Source organism: Arthrobacter sp. 24S4-2 (assembly GCF_005280255.1).
Taxonomy (GTDB): Bacteria; Actinomycetota; Actinomycetes; order Actinomycetales; family Micrococcaceae; genus Arthrobacter.
Genome location: NZ_CP040018.1, coordinates 412,587 through 428,720, shown reverse-complemented (window position 1 = coordinate 428,720; position 16,134 = coordinate 412,587). Strand labels below are relative to the sequence as shown.

At 62.6% G+C, this 16,134-nt stretch carries 13 protein-coding genes; 4 read left to right on the top strand and 9 right to left on the bottom strand.

The genetic code is table 11. From position 1 onward, the window contains the following. Positions 1–6 precede the first annotated feature (6 nt). The 4 genes from FCN77_RS02075 to FCN77_RS02060 all read right to left on the bottom strand — a co-directional run bounded on the left by FCN77_RS02075 (position 7) and on the right by FCN77_RS02060 (position 4,693). Positions 7–1,026 (bottom strand): LacI family DNA-binding transcriptional regulator, encoded by a 1,020-nt coding sequence (locus tag FCN77_RS02075; protein ID WP_254678813.1) that lies wholly within the window; start codon positions 1,024–1,026, stop codon positions 7–9. A 106-nt stretch (positions 1,027–1,132) separates the two neighbouring features. Continuing rightward, the gene (locus FCN77_RS02070) at positions 1,133–2,800 is read right to left on the bottom strand and encodes a sugar ABC transporter substrate-binding protein (protein ID WP_137320915.1); all 1,668 of its coding nucleotides are present in this window, start codon (positions 2,798–2,800) and stop codon (positions 1,133–1,135) included. A gap of 61 nt (positions 2,801–2,861) precedes the next feature. Beyond that, positions 2,862–3,785, bottom strand: coding sequence for a carbohydrate ABC transporter permease (locus tag FCN77_RS02065; protein ID WP_137320914.1), 924 nt, complete (start codon positions 3,783–3,785; stop codon positions 2,862–2,864). A 29-nt stretch (positions 3,786–3,814) separates the two neighbouring features. Then, positions 3,815–4,693 (bottom strand): sugar ABC transporter permease, encoded by an 879-nt coding sequence (locus tag FCN77_RS02060; RefSeq protein ID WP_137324597.1) that lies wholly within the window; start codon positions 4,691–4,693, stop codon positions 3,815–3,817. Between the two features lie 549 nt (positions 4,694–5,242). Between FCN77_RS02060 and FCN77_RS02055 the strand changes: the two genes are divergently transcribed. After that, positions 5,243–6,094 carry a phytanoyl-CoA dioxygenase family protein gene (locus FCN77_RS02055; RefSeq protein ID WP_137320913.1) on the top strand — a complete coding sequence of 284 codons (852 nt, stop codon included), beginning with the start codon at positions 5,243–5,245 and terminating at the stop codon, positions 6,092–6,094. A gap of 71 nt (positions 6,095–6,165) precedes the next feature. Here FCN77_RS02055 and FCN77_RS02050 read toward each other — a convergent pair whose 3' ends face one another. Both FCN77_RS02050 and FCN77_RS02045 read right to left on the bottom strand, forming a co-directional pair. After that, entirely contained in the window at positions 6,166–6,999 is an 834-nt protein-coding gene (locus FCN77_RS02050) for an AraC family transcriptional regulator (RefSeq protein WP_137320912.1), read from the bottom strand. A gap of 53 nt (positions 7,000–7,052) precedes the next feature. After that, positions 7,053–7,283: a hypothetical protein gene (locus FCN77_RS02045; RefSeq protein ID WP_137320911.1), complete on the bottom strand. Its 231-nt coding sequence runs from the start codon at positions 7,281–7,283 to the stop codon at positions 7,053–7,055. A 53-nt stretch (positions 7,284–7,336) separates the two neighbouring features. On the opposite strand from FCN77_RS02045, the gene istA reads away from it, so the two are divergent. Further along, positions 7,337–8,890: an IS21 family transposase gene (istA, locus tag FCN77_RS02040; RefSeq protein WP_137320910.1), complete on the top strand. Its 1,554-nt coding sequence runs from the start codon at positions 7,337–7,339 to the stop codon at positions 8,888–8,890. Next, positions 8,887–9,636 carry an ATP-binding protein gene (locus FCN77_RS02035; protein ID WP_137320909.1) on the top strand — a complete coding sequence of 250 codons (750 nt, stop codon included), beginning with the start codon at positions 8,887–8,889 and terminating at the stop codon, positions 9,634–9,636. Before istA ends, FCN77_RS02035 begins: the two co-directional genes overlap by 4 nt. Before the next feature lie 112 nt (positions 9,637–9,748). Here the strand turns inward: FCN77_RS02035 and FCN77_RS02030 are convergent, their stop codons facing one another. Beyond that, entirely contained in the window at positions 9,749–10,738 is a 990-nt protein-coding gene (locus FCN77_RS02030) for a hypothetical protein (protein WP_137320908.1), read from the bottom strand. Then, a complete protein-coding gene (locus tag FCN77_RS02025; RefSeq protein ID WP_175417105.1) occupies positions 10,735–11,907 on the bottom strand; it encodes a glycoside hydrolase N-terminal domain-containing protein in 1,173 nt (390 codons plus the stop codon). Before FCN77_RS02025 ends, FCN77_RS02030 begins: the two co-directional genes overlap by 4 nt. A 263-nt stretch (positions 11,908–12,170) precedes the next feature. Between FCN77_RS02025 and FCN77_RS02020 the strand changes: the two genes are divergently transcribed. Then, positions 12,171–14,078 (top strand): DUF3472 domain-containing protein, encoded by a 1,908-nt coding sequence (locus tag FCN77_RS02020; RefSeq protein ID WP_137320906.1) that lies wholly within the window; start codon positions 12,171–12,173, stop codon positions 14,076–14,078. Positions 14,079–14,166: 88 nt separating this feature from the next. Here FCN77_RS02020 and FCN77_RS02015 read toward each other — a convergent pair whose 3' ends face one another. Next, positions 14,167–16,122, bottom strand: coding sequence for a hypothetical protein (locus tag FCN77_RS02015; protein WP_137320905.1), 1,956 nt, complete (start codon positions 16,120–16,122; stop codon positions 14,167–14,169). Positions 16,123–16,134: the final 12 nt, after the last annotated feature.

Sequence of the window (16,134 nt, the reverse complement as noted above, 5' to 3'; positions counted from 1 at the left end):
CAAAACCTAGTGTCTTGCTTTCTTCGCCGGTGCTGATTCACGGACGAACAGTTCCCAAGGGAAGTCCAGGACGCCGGGATCCTCGTCGGATCCCAGGGCACGGTCCATCAGCTTCCGCGCCAGGCTGTCAAAGAAGCCCACAGGGCCCACGCTGCTCAGCGACGGGGACATCCGTTCGCCCTCCACCGTGTTTCCCACACCGATGATGTCAATGTCCGTGCCGACTCCGAGCCCCATTCGCTGCGCCGCGTTGATAGCGCTGACGGCCGCATAGTCCGTAGTGGCAAAGATGGCCGTTGGCGGATCCTCCAGGGAAAGCAGCCGCGTAGCGGCGGCGTAGGCGCCTGCCGAACTTCCATCGAAAGTCCCCACGTAGTCGTCACGGACCGGCAGCCCGGCCGATTTATGGGCGTCTGTGTATGCCTTGAACCGCGGCCCCGCAAGGGAGCTGCCGGCGGCAAGGCACGCTATCTTCGTATGACTTGCCAACAGATGTTCCACGGCCAGGACACAGCCGGGTCCTGCAACGGAGCGTACGACGTCAAAGCCTTCCGGCTCCAGGGACTCGTGGAACACCACCAGCCTTGACCCCCGGCCTGCCAACTCACGAAGTGTCTGTTCGTTGTGCTCCCGGACAGCGTCCACAAAGACTGCGTCGGCACTGTGGCTCTGGAGAACCTTGGCCCAGTCAGCATCGGCAAGGATCATGGGCGTGATGCCCAAGGGAGCCGCCGCACGCTGGACCGCCTCGATTACTGCAAGCGCCCACGGGTCCGAAAGCATGGTCAGGGACAGGATCACAGTGTTCGTGCGCCCGGTCCGGATGGCGCGTGCCGCCTGGTTGGGCCTGTAGCCCAGCCGTTCCGCAGCAGCCCTTACCCTGCTCACAGTGGCTTCCGAGCAACCCGGACCGGCTTCACCTCGCCGGCCGGACAAGATGTAGGAAACAGTTGCCGTGGACACACCGGCCTCCGCCGCGACCATCCTGATGGTCGGGCGCTGTGCCCTGCGATTTGTCAACGTCATGAATCTCCTCCGTGAACCTGGCGACCTGGGACTGTCGCCAACTGGTGTTGCTGAACATCAGGTTGTGGCGACAGTGGGCAGACCCCCCGCCGCCACAACCGTCTTACTACGAGCTGAAGATCGGTACGTCCGCGGGCAAGGCCGCCTGATACTCTTCACGGATCTTGTTGCCGCCCTCTGACTGCCAGCGCTTCACTGCATCCTTGAGGACTCCCACCTTCTCGCGTCCGGTGATGACGTCAATGACCTTGTCGCGCAGTTGCTTGGTGACCTTTGCACCCACCTTGGCGTTGGTGTCCGAGTAGCTGCCGTTGGTCGGGTTACGCCAGGCAATTTCAAGTAGCTTCTTCTGCTGCTCATTGACGTATCGCGTGTCATCGTCGTAGCCCGGGTTGAAAAGCACATTCTCCGGGCTGGACATAATGTTCAGGGCCGAAGCGAGACCTGGGATGTTGGTGGCACCGGACTCGCTGAGAACCGGGTTGCCGGCATCGTCCAGCGTGTAGTCCTGCCCGGTCTCGCCGTAGTTCTTCTGTATGTACTCCGCTGTGCCGAAAGGGGCGGAAAGGTAGTTGATCAGAGCCAGAAGCTCGCGGATCCTGCCTTCCTCGGCTTTCTTGAACGGTGTGAAGCCGACGGTGCCATAGCCCATGTCGTAGACCGGTTTGATCTTGCCGTCGGCGCTGAAGGGGACCAGAAGGTCGAACTTGGCGGTCTTGTTCAGGCCGCGGAAGCTGCGGATGTCGTGCGGACCCACCAGAACCTGTGCAGCAACAGTGCCGTTGGCCACACGGGTGCGGATGTCGGACGCCTTGCTGTCCGGGTAAAACACTCCAGCTGCAAACATCTTGGCAGTGAACTCCACCCCGGCAGCGTACTCGTCCGTCTCGAAGAGGTGCGTCAGGGTGCGGTCCTTGTTCACGGCCCAGCCGTTTGGGGCTCCATACCATTCAGTGACCATGTGGAGAATGTTGGTGTAGGCCGGTTCCAGCGCATACTTCTGCTCACCGGGGCGGGTCAGTTCCTTGGCCTTTTCGAGGAACTCATCGGCGCTGGCGGCGTTGAGCCCGTCAACTGCCGCCCATATGTCACTCCGCCCGGACGTGATCTGCCCGAAAGGCGTGCTGGGGATCGGTGCTCCCCAGATTTTGCCGTTGACGACGGCGGTCTTCCAGGAATCCGGCTTCAGGGCGGCCAGATTGGGGTACTCGAGCACGGCGTCCCCGGAGAGGTACGGTGTCAGGTCCTGGAATTTGGCTTCCAGCATGGGACCGATGTTGGGGATGCCTTGGTTCGGCGGAACCCACATCATGTCAGGGAGATCGTTGCTGGCAAGGACGGTGGCGAACTTCGCCGGGTAGCCGTCTCCGATGTCCTCGGCAATCTGGAGGTCCAGCTCGCCGCCCAATTTGGCATTGAGACGCTGCCAGAAGGGGTTGTCGTTCATAGCTGGACTCATGGTGTCGAAGGTTTCCGTGAGGCCGGTCACCTTGCCCTTGAGCGGCGCGCCCTTGACGGACGTTGCTGCCTCGGGGAGCTTGAAGAAGGCTGCCTGCAGTCCCTTTTCGTTACCGGGAATGTCCGGGGCGAAACCGGTGAATTCCTTGTATGTGGGCAGCTTGAGTGCCGAGGAGGCGGCGGCGCCGCCGCTGCCTCCGACGCCGGCTCCGCCGGTCCCGCAGGCGGACAGGCCGGCAGCGGTGACCGTAAGGCCTGCAAGGCCGAGGAAGCCGCGTCGGCTGAATCCGGGCTGTCCGTAAGTAGCGCTCGTCATGGGCGTAGACCTTTCTGGTTTTTCTTGCGGAGTTGTCTGAAAAGCGGGCAGGAAGGCTGCATCAGCCTTTGACCGCGCCGGTGATAACGCCCTTGGCGAAGTGCTTCTGCAGGAACGGGTAGACCATGAGGATAGGGAGGAGGGCAACCACAACGACTGCCATCTGGATTGACTGTGGCGGAGGGGTGGTGGTGATCCCCAGCCCGTCGGCCGCACCACTGCCCTGGACGACGAAGTTGCGCAGGAGGAGCTGGATGGGCCATTTGCTGTGGTCGTTGATGTACAGGAGGGCGTTGAAGAAGGAGTTCCAGAAGCCCACGGCGTAGAACAGACCCACCACAGCGACCACAGCCTTGGAAAGGGGCAGGACGATCTTCCAGAGGATTTGCCAGTCGCTCGCCCCGTCAATGCGGGCACTCTCAATGAGTTCGCCCGGGATGTTCATAAAGAAGGAACGCATCACCACGAAGTTGAACGCACCGAAGATACCAGGCAGGATCAGGGACCACAGAGAGTCCAGCAGATGGAGTTCGCGAATCATCAGGAAAGAGGGAATGAGTCCGGGGGCAAACAGTAGCGTGAATAGGACTGCAAGGATCACGGGGCGTCCGAAAACGACCGACCGGCTGGTGGCATAGGCCATGGTGATAGTCACAAACAGCGCCAGCAGGGTGCCCACCACGGTGATGAAGAGGCTAACTCCGAGCGATTGCAGAACCATGGGGCCTCGGAAGATGGTCTGGTAGGCCTCCAGTGTTGGCCGCTCCGGCCACATCACGAAGCCGCCAGCGGCCGTCAGCTGTTCATTGTCGGCCAGCGAGGTGGACACCACGAGGAGCATGGGAGCCAGGATGGAGATGCTGAAGAGCACGAGAACGACAGCTTTAATGCTCTGGTAAAGCAGAGAGGGCTTCTCTTTCCAGACAGGACGCTTGGAATCGCGCGTCAGCCCGGGGGCTTTTTTGGTAAACAGTGTTGTAGCCATGTGAGTCTCCTTCGCGGCGGCCGTTCCGGCTAGCCGACCTTCTTGGCAAAAATTCCGTCTTCGCCGAACTTGTGGGCCAGTTTGTTGGCTCCCCAGATCAGCACCAGACTGACGACACCTTTGGCCAGGCCTGCCGCTGCACCGGAACTCCAGCCACCGCCAACAACACCCGTGTAGTACGTGAACGTGTCAAGGACTTCGGCTGCGCCTGCGCCCACGGCATCTCGCTGAAGGATGAACTGCTCAAAGCCAACGGATAGGATGTCGCCGATCCGGAGGATCAGCAGCAGGACGATGACGGGGCGCAGCCCGGGCAGCGTGATATGCCAGACCCTGCGCCAGCGGCCAGCGCCGTCGGCTGCGGCAGCCTCGTAGAGTGAAGCGTCAATGCTGGCAAGGGCTGCCAGGAAGATGATCATGGCCCAGCCGGCGTCTTTCCAGATCATCTGGACAACCACCAGCACCGGGAAGGTGTCCGCGTTGGTCATGAACGGGATGGTGTCCATGCCCACGTGCCGCAACGAGTTGTTGATGAACCCCGCCCCACCAAGCATCTGTTGGAAGAAGGCAATGACGAGGACCCAGGACAGGAAGTGCGGCAGGTAGGCGATGCTCTGGAAGATCTTGCGAATTCGCGGGCTGATCAGCGAATCCACGATGAGGGCCAGTACGAGCGGCACGGGGAAGAGGAATACCAGCTGCCATGCGGCCAGATACAGCGTATTCCAAAAGGCATTGACGAAGTCCGGGTTGATAAAGAGATCCAAGAAGTTCTGCCAACCCACCCAGAGGCTGTCGCCGATGCCGAGATACGGCTGGTAATCCTGGAAGGCGATCACATTGCCCAGGATGGGAACGTAGAAGAACACGAGAAGAAACAACACACCCGGCAACATCATGACCAGCATTTGCTTGTCGCGACGCAGCCTGCTCACGAGGCTCTTGCGTTCCCCGGGTTTCGCTCCGGACCTGTTCCTGCCAGCTCCGTTCGGACCCCCAGGCTCGTGGGGCCTTCCTCGTCTGTCCCCGAAGCCTGCGCATGCTGTTGTGCCGGCGATGCCGGTACCTTCTCCGTTGTCGGGTTCACACTTTTTCCTCCATGCAGACGCTCGAAATCCGATTAGGTCATGTAGAAGTCATGTGACGTGCACCACCTCCTTAACCGTTTAACAGATCCTAGAGGCCTCGACGGATTTATGCAAGAAGTTGATTGTTTGGGCGTAAAAAAGTGCTCATTTTTTCATTCTGACAGTAGTCCAGATGCTAAGGAACAAGCCGAGACCAATGTGGGCGGCCGCGGCCGCCCCGATTGGCCGCCTCGCCGGGCCCCAACCACAGCCGCGGAACGCAGGCGACAAATACATTTGTCCAAAGGGATCTGCAATCCTCACAAAAATGCAACAATCAGCGGGCGAAACTCCTAACGGCAAAGTCCAATCCGCCTTCATGCTGGAGTCATGATCACTTCGAACGGGTATGTCCTTGACCAGTCCCCCGCACGGTTCGCGTACCTTTCTCCGGTACCAGCCAGCGAGCGTGCCGACAGGGACGCGCTGTGGCGCCGGTTGCGCGAAGACGGCTACCTTTACCTCAGCAACCACCTAGATCCCGGCGTGGTGAACAATTTCCGCGAGTACTACTTCACGAAGTTGGCCGAGACGGGGCTAGTCCGGGTCGGGACCGAGCCTTCCCTGGGAGTCGGGGCACCGGGTGAGGTCAACCGCGCGTCCCTTCGCCGCATACTTTTCGATGAAATTGTTCCTGGTGCCGCGTATGGGGGCCTGACGGCGCACCCGGACATCAAGGACTGGTTCGCCTGGTTACTGGGTGATGAGGTTCATCTGCATAAAAGGAAAATCATCCGGCATGTTCGACCTGGCGAGACGGGCATCGGGACTGCAACGCAGGCCCACTATGACCTGGTGTATTTGAGGGAAGGCAGTGAACATGTCCTCTCGATGTGGATCCCGCTTGGTGATACACCGATCGAAATGGGCGGTCTGGCCTATCTGGAAGGAAGCCATCATTGGGCGCTGGCCGCCGAGCGGAACGGCACCCGGAAGCATCCGGCCGCTTCCATAACAGCCGACCTGCCGGGTCTGGCTGACACCCATGATGCACGGTGGCTGCTCAGTGATTTCCACGCCGGCGACGTCATGGTGCACTCTGCCTTTGCCGTCCACGCTGCAACGGACAATGTGGACCCGGAAAACAGGATCCGGCTCTCCACCGATATCCGCTACCAACGGGCCGGCGAACCCATCGACTGGAGATGGCAGGAGCACTGGTCTGATCGGGACGGACTATGACGAGGGTGTTCTCCGGGCTTTGCTTCGGACACCAGCCGATCGGTTCTTCTCCTGATCCGGGTGGCTGGGGTTCAGTCCAGGGAACCGCCTCCGCCCGAGCGGCGGTGCTGGAGGCGGAAATGTGACGGGGATAGCCCGACGCGCTGTGAAAACAACCTACTGAAATACGCGCCGTCGTCGTAGCCGGTCAGCCGCGCAACGCGTTCAATCGGAAAGTCGGTGTCGGCCAGCAGTGACTGCGCCCGGGAAGTCCGCAGCTGCAGGACAAATTCCTTGGGGCCTACTCCGGCTGCGGCCTGGACGATCTCTCGCAGGCCTTGCGGGGTGAGTCCGAGCCGTGCGGCTTGCTGGCCGGCGCCGAGGGGCAGATAGGCCAGTTCGCGCAGCCGGGCCAGGGTTGTCTCGGCGATTCCGGCAGTCAGCTGACGGCCGCGCCGACTGGCGCCCACGATGATCTGCTGAGCCGCGACCGACGAATCAAGGTCGCCACGCGGACCCTCCACCGCAAGGGCGTGCCGCAGGTCGGTGAACAGGGCCAGCATCCCGTCGTCGCCCTGCAGCGTGGCCAGCGGCCGGTCGCGGCTGTAGCAGCCAAGTTCCTCGAACGCCCGCGCACTGGCACCGGCAAAAAGCACCCAATGCTCCCGCCAGCCTGATGTGCCCGGACCGTATCCGTGCTCAACTCCGGGAAAAATCCAAATCAATGATGGCGCCGTGACAGAAGCGTTCTGCCCCGCGTAATTAAGCCACCCGGTTCCCTGCGACACCACGACGAGTGCATGGCACGACAGGGTGCGGCGGGAAACCGGTGGCAGCAGCCCTTCCTGCTCGCCGGCGCCGAGACACGCCAGGCCCAGCTCACGCAGCGGCGGTGAGGCGCGGCGATAATTCGTCCACGTTTCCATCACAGTCCAATCCGCGGGGAGGAAAAGTCCAAGTACAGCTTATCCGCGGCGAGCTAGACGATGACGGGCCCGGCGGAGTTGGCTGATTCGGCGGTGTAGTGGAGCGGCTTTTCCAGGGTGGCCGACACTGCATCACCTTCCAGGAGATGGACCTCGAAATTTTCACCAATTTTCAGTACTGAATATTCGCTCTTGAGGGGTCCATGTGTGGTGCGGGTTAGCGCCGGGGTCCGAGCCCACGATTTGCGCTGGTCAGCGCCAGTGTTGGTGCGGTTGAACGCCACCTGAAAAGCTCCTTCCACCGCGTGACGGCCACGTGGTGGAAGGAGTACCGGTAATGGTACGGAAGATCAAGGCGAAGCTCGTCTTGCAGTTGCGTAACCAGGGCCTGTCCGGCAGAGCGATCTCGCTCGCTCAGGGCATGTCCAGGCACAGCGTTCAGGCGGTGATCGATGCCGCGAATCAGCTCGGGCTCGGTTGGGACGACGTTGCGGAGAAGTCTGAGGGCGAGGTGTATCTGGCGCTGTTTCCCGGTCGCGGGGTGCGGGAGAGCGTGTTCGCGCAGCCGGACTGGGTCCAGGTGCACCGCGAGCTGGCCAGGGTTGGCGTGACGTTGAAGCTGCTGCACCAGGAGTATCTCGACGGGTGCAGTCGGGCCGGGCAAGCGGCGATGAGTTATGACCGGTTCTGCAGGCTTTACGGCGATTACGCCAACGTCACTGGCGCGTCGTCTCGGGTCGGCCATAAGGCCGGCCGCAGCGTCGAGGTCGACTGGTCCGGGCCGACGATGCAGCTCGTTGACCCGGCAACGGGAGAGATCTCGAAGGTGTATTTGTTCGTCGCATGCCTGCCGTTCAGCAGATATGCGTTCGTGGAGGCGACGTTGGATATGCGGCAGGAGTCGTGGCTGCGCGCGCATGCGGCGATGTTCGCATTCTTCAGCGGCACGGTCCCGCGGATCGTCCCCGACAACCTCAAGACCGGGGTGATCTCTCACCCGCGCGAGGGCGAAGTCGTCCTCAACGACGCCTATCGCGAGATGGCGGCGCATTATTCGGCGGCGGTACTTCCGGGCCGGGTGCGGCACCCGAAAGACAAAGCCAGCGTCGAAAACACTGTCTCCCACGTCGCCACCTGGGTGATTGCGGGTCTGAGGCAGGAGCAGTTCACCAGCCTGGTGCAGCTGCGGGCCCGGATTCGGGAGCAGATCGATGCCTACAACCGACAGCCGTTCCAGAAGCGGGAAGGCTCCCGGCTGAGCGTGTTCACGGCCGAGGAGAAGCCGCTGCTGCAACCGTTGCCGGCGGTGACTTTCGAGATCAGCACCTGGACATATGGGCGCAAAGTAGGCCGGAACGGACACGTGGTCTGGGCAAAAAACTTCTACTCCGTCCCGTTCACCCACATCGGCGCGCATGTTGATCTTCGCGTCACGGACACCATGCTCGAGATCTATCGGGGTGATGAGCGCCTGACCAGCCACCTGCTGCTGCCCGTGACGACGACAAACCAGTATCGGACGAACGAAGCCGACCTTCCCGAGGGGCACAGCTGGCAAGCCTGGGACCGAGCCCGGATCGACGCCTGGGCGTTACGGATGGGACCGGCGACCGGGACCGTGATCGAGAAGATCTTCGAGTCAGTCCGCATCGAGGAAGCCGGCTACGACCCAGCACTGGCGGTCCTGCGCCTGTCTCGTAGGTTCTCACCAGCCCGGGTGGAAGCCGCATGCCGGCTCGCGCTGCGCGGTCCGATACGATCGCCCCGTTACGCCCACCTGCGGCCGATCCTGGACACCGGGCAGGACAAAACCGGGCACGTCGAGGAGCCTGATGACGAAGATGGCGGATACGTGCGCGGCAGCTCCTACTACGCAGGAGGGACCCGATGAGCCGCCTGGACACGGAAACCAAACGCAAGCTGCGGGAGATGAACGCGGGCGAGCTGCTGGAGGCCATAGATACTCAAGACGAGACGCTGAGCATCAGCCTGCCGTTCGAAGATCGTCTCCGGCTGGTCGTCGATGACGCCTACGCGTCGTTCACCCATGCCAAAGTCACCGGCCTGATCCGGCGGGCGGGGCTGCGCTACCCGAACGCTGACCTGCGCCGCATCGACCTCCTCGATGAGCGAGGTCTTGACCGGCCGCTGCTGAGCCAGCTCGGCACCTGCTCGTTCGTGGCGCGGCAGCAGAACGTTGTCTTCCAAGGGTTCACCGGGTCGGGGAAGTCCTACCTGGGATGCGCGATCGCTAAACGCGCATGCGAACACCGTATCCGCGCGCATTACGTCCGCATGCCCGACCTCGAGGAAGCCTGGGTCGCCGCCCAAGACACCCTTGGCGGATCCGGCAAGTTCCTGCGCAAGTATGCGGCATTCACCCTGCTGGTCATTGATGAGTGGTTGCTGGATCGGCCCACGGAATCGATGCGCACCATGCTGCTGGAACTGATGGAACGCCGCTACGGGGAGACGTCAACAGTGTTCTGCACCCAGTACTCGCAGAAGGACTGGCACCAGCGGCTCGGCTCCGGCGTTCACGCCGACGCGATCATGGACCGGATCATCCACAACACGATCTGGATCGAGACAGGCAATTACAACATGCGCGAACACACAGCACTCGCAACCGCCTAGCAACCATCACGGAGGGCGTCAGCGGCGCCAAGGCCACGCGACCGCTGGCGCTCTCTCGTACGAACCCCGGCGCTGAACCGCACGAACAGGTGGCGCTCAAAGCTTCAAATACTCAGTACACCTGAAACAGACCAGGCGGGTTCAATTCCACCGAAGTTGTCGCGGATTCTAACAACTCCGTCCTTGCCCCCACCACCGTGAATGATGTGGTGGCGTTGTTTTCCCGCCGTGCCGACACCCAGTGTCCGCCTTCGGCTCTTAGGTCGGTAAAGCTGACGTCGTGCCAGCGCCAGGGCACGGCAGGAAACAATCGGATGACCTCGGTGTCGCTCCGGCCGGGTGTTGGACTCCAGCTTTGCAGGAGCATTTCCTGGGCAACCTGCATGGCGGCAAAGTTTCCTTCCAAGGTGAACGGGCGGTACGTGAAATCAGAAAAGCCCAGACCGGATTGATCGCCGTTGATATGGAAGCCGTTGCGCGAAACGAAAGCGCGGGTGAAAACATCCAACTGGCGGACAGCTTCCTCACCATCGCCAACACGGGCCCGCAGACACCCCATCCACGCCCACGAGAAGCCGCACCATTGCCCGGTGCCCAGCTTGTCCCATGCCCTGATGGAGGCTTGAATGCGTTCGTTGTCCTTCGCCCCGCCGTCAACGGAGATCAGGTTGAAGGGGAAGATTCCGATCAAATTGGACAGGTGGCGGTGACTTTCGCGTAGCGGAGTTTCGCTGTCGAGCAAGAGTTCGCCGTCCCCGGATGTGTGAAAATCTCCCAGTCCTGCGGCCAAAAGTGCCCATTTCCGGGCATCGGCCGCCATGTTCTGAGCGGCTGCCATTTCTTCGAGGGAAAAGAAAAGCATCTTCATGCACATAAGGTCATAGTTGCTGTTGGGCCTAAGCCAGGCTTGATTGCTATTGTCGAAGATCTCCGGTGAGGACGACCTTGGCAACACCAGAACGCCACCCTCATCTTCTGCGAGCAGTTCTTCCATGCACTGGCCAACCCCGCTGCACCACGGATATGCGCGTTCCGCCAGGAAAGTGCCGTCTCCGGTATAACGCCAGTGCAGGTAGAACAGGTGCGCATTCCAGGCGCTCATGGTGGGGACATGGCATATTGGCTCCAGCCGCCCAGGGGCTGGCCGGCCAATGACATGACACCCGGGGACGCGAGGCCGCATGTTCCATAGAAATCCTGGGCGAACTGGCGGAAAGCCGGTGTCAGGCTCCATAGAAAATCCAGATAGCTCTCGCCGGCCTCAAAGTTGCCGGCTTCCTGGTACGCGGAGTAGGTCAGCTGTGTATTGAGGTCGTTGTGGTAGTCACCCTTCCACGGCGGCAGACCGCCATGGTCGGCAGTCCACACACCTTGCAGGGGCATTGGCGGTGCCCCTCTGCGCGAACCGGCACCGTAAAGGTAGCGGGTGAACTGGTAGTTGCGTTGAATATGGGGCTCAGGTATTTCGATCGATGATTGTGCCCAGAAGCCGCGCCACCAGGAGACATGGTCGGCAAGCATTCCCGAGTAGTCCTTGTCCATTGCCCGGCTGCATCGAGACTTGGCCAGGGCGAGTAAATCTTGTCCGGGCTCGCAGTCGTTGGTGGAAGTGACTGCTATGGCAAGGAGTGTCCCATTCTCGGAGCGCCGGATCCGAACACAGGCGCAGTATTTGAAGCCATCGGCAGCATCCTGAACGTACCATTGCAGGTCCGTGGACTCTCCGGACATTGCGGGCGAGTAGCCGAGCGCGGCCACCGCCCCGCCGCTCTTGGTGTTGGCGGAGGAATCCCCGCTGCCATCGGCTCCACCAGCCGGGATCAAACTCAGGGCAGGCACTGACCTGCCGGTAACACGCAGCATTGCCACAGGTTCCGTTGCGCTGAAGAAAGCTGTGGCGACGGTGCCGTCGTCTAGCTCGGCAATTGCTTCGGCGTCGGCCAGGTTCAATTCGAAGGAATTGATGCTCTGCGCCGGATCGAGCCTTAGTTCCAGCCGGCCGGCAGGCAGCTTGGTCGGCGTAAGTCCTTCATAGTATTTGCCCCAGGGATCGGCCTCGCCCCGCGTGCTTTGCCACGGATGCTTCTTCCACCATTCGGCTTCGCCGGTGGTTCGCTCGTCCCAGAGATCGCCACGGTCAAGGGATAGGCGCAGGGTATTCCCCTCGCCCCACAGAAGCCCTCCCATCAGGCCGTTGCCGAGTGGAATGGCGTCCTCCCACGAGGTGATGGGGGCGATAAGTCGCAGGTTGTCCTTCGTCTCCGGTGGCATGTTCGTCGGCGCCGCCAGCGACCGGCGCAAAGACGAGCTAGTAGGTGGGTGTGGTTTCATCACGTTCCCTCAGACCTATCTTCGGTAGACCTATCAACGACCGAGGGGTCCTGTCCACGGCCGGACTACGATTTCATTCTATGCTTTTTTTTGATTCTAAAAGATATTTTTCAATCAACTATTGTCATCTTGTCGGCGCATGAGGCACCCTTGAACTCGTCCGCAAGAACCTGGCTGATATCCCCAAGGAAGAGGATTCCCCTATGGCAATGAACACGCGAATGCGCGGAGGGCTGGCCCTGCTGACCGCCGCGGCCCTGGTCAGCGGAACAACGGCGGCGTCCGCAGACCTCGGGAGCTCGGATGGAAACTCAAGCGGTTCCGTGGCCGCGGCCTTCAACAACGTGGGCATCACAGACGCATCTACCCTTGCCAAGGGCCAACTGGACGCCGCGCGGAGTTCCTTCAGCGCCGCCGGACTGACTGCCGCCGGCTACCCGCCCGGCGGCACCGTAACCGCCGCCGGCATCGACTTCACCATGCCGGACACCGCACCCGGAGAACCGGACAACATCGCACCCAACGCGGAACCCAGCAGGATCAAGCTCCGCGGCCAGGGCAACGCCGTCGCGTTCCTCGCCACCACCACCAGCGGCAGCCGTCCCTTTAACGTCACGGTGACGTACAAGGACAAGAGCACGCTCCAGACCTTCGCGCTGACCAACACCTGGACTACGGCCACACCAGATCCGCTGGAGCTTGTCCACGATGCTTTCCGTATTTCCGGCCGCAACACCCCTGCCGGCGCAGACGTGGACACGTCCAAGCAGTACGGCATGTTTGTCAGCGGCATAAACATCGATCCCGCCAAGGAAGTCAAGGAAATCGCCGTTAGCGGCAACGGCCTGGCGCATATCTTCGATGCCCGGATCGTCACCGTGCCTACCCTGTTCAAGGTTGACTCCCGTGGCGGACGCACCCCGCAACCCAACAGCTGCGACCCCCTGGTGTCGGGACAGGGAATCTGTGACGCCCAGGCCGCGGGGATCTTTGAGAAGGCTGATCCCTCGGCCCACCTGAGGTACACCACACAAAACGGCGTGCTCCCGGCGGATGCCAACGCCTTCTACAACGAGGTCACGCCGCTCAGCAGTGCTCCCGCGAGCTATTTTATGACCAACGGTTTCAACGCCGGCTACTTCGGTATCCAGGAGCTGGAGGACCGTTCGAAGATCGCCATCTTCTCCATCTTCGGTCCACAAAAGGGACAGGTGCCGGATGGCAGACTCACCTCAAAGGTTCTTTACGCTATCCCCGGTGGCAATCTGGTGATCCACGGCGAGTATGCCGGTGGCCCCAGCATCCGCATTCCGTTCCACTGGGAGCTCGGCAAGAACTACGCCACCATGATCACCGAGCAGACGGATACCTCGGACGGCCACGCCAAGATCGTCACCGCCTGGATCAACCTGAAGCCCACCGACGAGGCGCCGGAGTGGACCCGCCTGATGACCGTCCGCACCGAACGCCCCGCGGCGCAGACCAACCTCAGCGGCCTGTACTCCTTCATCGAGGACTTCAAGCGGGACAACCTGTTTACCGCCGGACGCGCCCGCACGGCGTCCTACGGCAACGCGTACACGTTCTCCCCCGCCAAGGATTCCTGGGTTCCGCTAAACAAAGTCTCCTTCACTGGCCAGATGTCCAGGCTCTTCACCATCCAGAATGATGCCTTCCCCACCGCAGGCCAGCCCTGCAAGGTGACGGAAACCGTCACCGGAAGCAGCATCCCGTTCCGGGAGGCCCGCTCCAACGTGAACTCCATCTGGAATACGGCGTCCAAATCCTGCCGGAATCCGGGTAGCGCGGCGCCCATCGCCGCCGCGAAAAGAGATGCCCCGCTGTACGTCCAGGAGACCTTCGCCAGCATCACGGCAACGGTCAGCGGCACCGCCCTGGCCGTCACCGGGTCCCCCTATGCCAACGACGAACCCCTGCACGTCAGCGTCGACGGCACGTCGGTGGCCACCACCGCAACGGCCGGCGAGGACGGAAAGCTGGCCAGCACGGCCATCACACTAGCTGCACCACTGTCCGCCGGCACCCACACGGTAACCGTGACGGGCAAAAGCAGCGGACTGAGCGGTACTGCCACGGTCACTGTTCCGTAGCGGCAAACTCAGGAGCACTACGACGGCGGCCCGTTCACCTACAGGTGACCGGGCCGCCGTCCGGTCTCGTGGAAGAAGAGCCGGCCGGTCAGTCCCCGAAGGTGACGACGGTGGTGGACCACGGTCGTAGCGTGACCGCGGTCGCGCCGTCGTCCGCGGGATCCGCAACCGCGGTGGCGCCGGCCGCGGCCCCGATCACCGTCACCTCTGCCGCCGCATTGGCGCCGCCCGGCAGGGACAGCACCGCTGTGGCTTCGCGCGGGCTGAGGTTGCCTAGGAACACCTGCAGGCCGGCGGCTGACTGCACCGGGTAGACAGTCACCAAGCTCTTCCCTGCATGGCGTTGAACCCGCTGTTGGGTAGCGGCCAGCACAGGTTCCCCCTTGCACGCCGCAAGCTTTTGCAGCAGCTCCCCAACGGGATTGAGGGTGCCGTCTGCTGCAGCGATGCCCCGCGGAGATCCGGCTTCGAAGTACGTCACGGAGGCAACGCCCTCGGAGGTCAGGGCGTGGAGGCTGGCCAGGGTCCACGCTGCGGTGAAGCTGTGGTCCTGGAGCTCATCGCCGTCGGCGTGCTGGCCAGGGGCGTGGAACCGGGGCTTGAGGGTAACCGGTCCCACGTGGACAGGGCGCCCTTCCCCGAGCCTTACGGCATTGGCCGCGGCGACCCCATGGATGGGTATGGTCTCCACGATGTGGGGAATCTCCGTGCTGTGGACCTGCGGCGTGAGGCTGAAGGCGAGGGCATCGGCGTCCTGCGGGACGGGGGTGCCGCCGCCGGCAATCCACCGGTTAAGTTCGGTGAAATGCGAGCGCGTGCCGGCCAGGAGCTGCCCGCTGAATCCTGCGAGCTGCAGCGGCTCCTTCAGCGCTGTCCACGCCGCCGGATCCGTGCACTGCGTTTCAGGGTGGAACAGTCCCAGGCGGACGACCCGCGACAACTGCCCGCCGAGGGCTCCGCTGAGGGCTTCCGCCACGCCGTCCGCGGACGCCGAAACGACCCGAACATCCAGCGCCGCGCCGTGGCGGTCGGCTTCCCGGGCTGCGGCGGCAAGCTTGCCCGGCCAGAGCTCCCGGGGTTCGTACAGTTCCACCAGGACGGCGTCGAGGCCGGGAAGCTGCACGCCCTCCCCGGCGTTTGCGGCAGCCGCTCCGGCAGGGTCCGCGCCCGTTGAATCCGCGCCGGCTGGGTCCACGGAGAGCGCCAGCGCCGGGACAGTGCCCACCGGCTCGCCCACCGTGAAGGGCACGCGGTCGTAGCCGCCGGCGGCGGGGTTGTCCGGGGTCTCGATGCTGAGGGCCTCAAGGCTGACCGACTGGTGAACGGTGTCCCCCGCGGCAATGTCCACCGGGATGGGCAGTGCGGACGGGGTGCTGTAGGTCTTGAAGGAGCCGTCGCTCCAGTTGCGCTGGTCCTCGGTTTCGAAGATGTCCCCGGAGAAGCCAAGGTCGAAGGCGGTACCGGCGTCCGCCCATTCCAGCGAGGCGATGTCCTTGAAGACCAGGTCCGGCCTGATGTCCGCGGGGAAGGCGCCGGCTGTCACGTTGCCGTCCGGGGAAACCGCGCTGACCTCGCGTCCGGCCTCGCTGGTGGGGTGGAGGACCACCAGGCCGATCCGGTTCCGCCGGAACGCTGTCTTCGCCCGGCCCGAGAACGATACCTCCACTATGGCCGGAGTGATCCGGAGCATCAACATGGCTTCGAAGGCGGGTGCAGCGGCGTCCGCCGAGCCGGGTGCCGCATAGTCGACGTGGAGACGGAGGCTGACGCCGTCGTCGTCCTTCAGTTCCGCAAGGTCCCGTACCGACGGCGCAAAGGTGCGCCATTCGTGGTCCCGCACCACCGCTTTGATGGCACGAAGGACGGGCCTGCCTCCGTAGCTGATGTTCGCCAGTTCTTCCCCCACCAACTCCGCCGTCCAGACGCCCACGGCGAGCTTGCGGATCTGCGGATCGAGGCGCCGTTCGAGTGCGGGGCGCTGGTCGGCTACCGACTGGGCGGACAATGTTGCGGAGTGCAGTGTTGCGGAGTGCTCGGTAGTCACGGAAGGCTGCTC